This window comes from Oceanimonas sp. CAM02, from assembly GCF_032842915.1.
GTDB classification, from domain to species: Bacteria; Pseudomonadota; Gammaproteobacteria; order Enterobacterales; family Aeromonadaceae; genus Oceanimonas; species Oceanimonas smirnovii.
In genome coordinates, this window is the sequence record NZ_JAWJBK010000002.1 from 1 (window position 1) to 2,287 (window position 2,287).

General features: G+C 58.7%; 1 protein-coding gene and 1 pseudogene. Both read right to left on the minus strand.

Annotated features, from left to right (window positions below):
• Window positions 1-251: 251 nt before the first annotated feature.
• Window positions 252-1,304 (minus strand): annotated as a pseudogene (locus tag R0I78_RS00210) (transposase).
• Complete coding sequence (locus tag R0I78_RS00215; RefSeq protein ID WP_317073865.1) at window positions 1,301-2,191, minus strand: site-specific integrase; 891 nt, start codon at window positions 2,189-2,191, stop codon at window positions 1,301-1,303. The pseudogene R0I78_RS00210 and the gene R0I78_RS00215 overlap by 4 nt, the downstream one beginning before the upstream one ends.
• Between the last annotated feature and the right edge of the window lie 96 nt (window positions 2,192-2,287).

Genomic DNA, 2,287 nt, shown 5'->3' on the forward strand with positions numbered 1-2,287 from the left:
TAACAAATAAGGATAAGTGTCGCGCAGCCGACACTTCATCCGGGTGTTGAACAAGCCCGAAGCTGCCTTATTAAGTAAATTGCTCGGTTGAGCATGAGGTGGACGGTGAGGCTACTATTTTCTGCAGGCATAGCTAGCCGCTAAGCGATTAGAAGACTAATAACTTCAGCTAGTTACTGTGTTCGGTGAGTGACGGTCGTGCTTCTCCTGCTGTTGTTGAGGTCATTATCCTTATTGTGCACGCCTTTCGGCTATCCCGTTCGGATGATGCCGGTGCACACCATGCTTTGTGCGCAGTGCGGGCAGCGGCGGCTGGCTTTGGTCATCGTGGCCGGCTTCCCTGGCAGCCCTCGCCATCCCAGTCGCACCAACAACAACTGGATAATCAAGCGCACCGCCCTGGCGCTACCGTGCAGCAGCCCGTAGTCCCGTACTCGTTGTAGCCCCTTGGGCAAGGCGTGTTGCAGTATCAGCCCCAGGAACCTGACGATGGGTAAGGTGCGATGTTGCCAGTGATTGGTTTTCCCCTCGCGGTAGCGGAAGGTCACCCGGTCACCGTCTATACCGATAATATCCCGGTCGGGCAGTACCCCGCGGTATAGATAGCGGGACAGGTATTTCAGGGCGGGTAGGCCCCGGCCCACAGGGCGGCAGTCCACCACCCATTGCGCCGGTAGTCTGGCTGGCAGGTAGAGCTAGGGGTGCTGGTGAATGGCGGCCAGTAGCCGGCCCCGCCATACTTTGGCCAGTGCGACAGCAGGGTAGAGGTAACGCTTGGGGCCCTTGTGCCACTGGCGCCGTGCGGGATTGTAGTAGCCTGCCGGGACCATGACATGCAGATGAGGATGCAGATCCCGTCGTCGGCTGTGGGTATGCAGTACCGCGGTAAAGCCGCTGCGACCCCCATGGTGACGCTGGGCGAAGTCCTTGAGTAGCGAGGCGGCAACCGAGAACATGATGCGATACAGCGCCTTGGGTTGCGCGCGGGCGAGGCCACGCAGTTCGGCTGGCAAGGTAAAGGTGATCATGAAGTAATGAACCGGCAGTAACTTGGCCTGCTGACGGGCGAGCCAAGTGGCGCTGGTTCGGTGTTGGCACTGCGGGCAGAGCCGATGCCCGCAGGAGAGCGGGGATTGGTCGTGATGGTGGCAATGCCGGCAGTACCACTGTGACCAGCCGGCGGCCTCGGTTTGACAGCTTTCCATCGCCGCAATCGCCCGTTTCATGTCGGGCGACACCGGCGTGTGGCTGGCCGTCATCAACGCATCATGGTGCGCACGCAGCAGCGAGATAAAAGTACTCATGACACCTCCCACATGACCGCCAGCGAGTCAGCCAATTGATTGACCGCGGTCATGGCACACGACCGTTTGGCCGCCGTAAGCTGGGTGTAACGAGCAGTGGTATTGAGGCTGGCATGACCGAGCAGCGTTTGCAGTGAACGCAGATCCAACCCCTGTTGCAGCAGGTGGGTAGCATAGCAGTGGCGCTGGGTAAGCGGGCTGACGGATTTGCGGATCCCACAGTCGCGGCAGACCTGTTTCATGGCTTTTTGCCCCCCGCCTCGGTCCATTGGTGACTCGGCCCCTTTTCTTGTGCCGGGGAACAGCAGCCGTGGATGATGGTGGGATTGCCAATGTGAACGCAAGGCACGCAATGTTCTGTTGGGCAAGGGCACCAGGCGGTCTTTGCCGCCCTTGGCATTGCGGATATGTACTTGCTGCTGAGCGCTGTCAATATCGGCCACGGTCAGCGACAGTCCTTCGCCAAGCCGCAGCCCCAGGCTGTAGAGGGTATAGAAGAACATCTGGTAGCGACGTTGTCGGGTCATGCTGATCAGCAGGCCGACTTCGGCGGGTGAGAGAATATCGGGCAAGGTGCTGAGCTGCGGCGGTTTGACGATGTCGAGCCACTGCCATTGTTTATCGAGCGTATGGCGATAAAAAAACTGCAGGCCATTGCGGTCGAGCTTGACGGTACTCCAGGAATGGCTGTCAATCAGGCTGACGAAGTACTGTTTAAGTTGGGCAGTCGTCAGGTTGTCCGGCGGGCAGTCAAAAAATGCGGCGATCCGCCTCACGGCTCGGGCATAGGCGTCAATGGTCGCGGGTCGTTTGCCCTGCAGGGTTAAATTATTGAGATGCTGCTGATACAGCGCATCGAAGTGGCGTTGCTGTTGGCTATTCATCATACTATCTCCAGTCCGCTACCCCTCTGGTAGGGCTCTGAGATCAGTATGATGTGCAGCGCCATTGTTCTGCCGCGCAGCGGCTTAGTTCAACAAGGC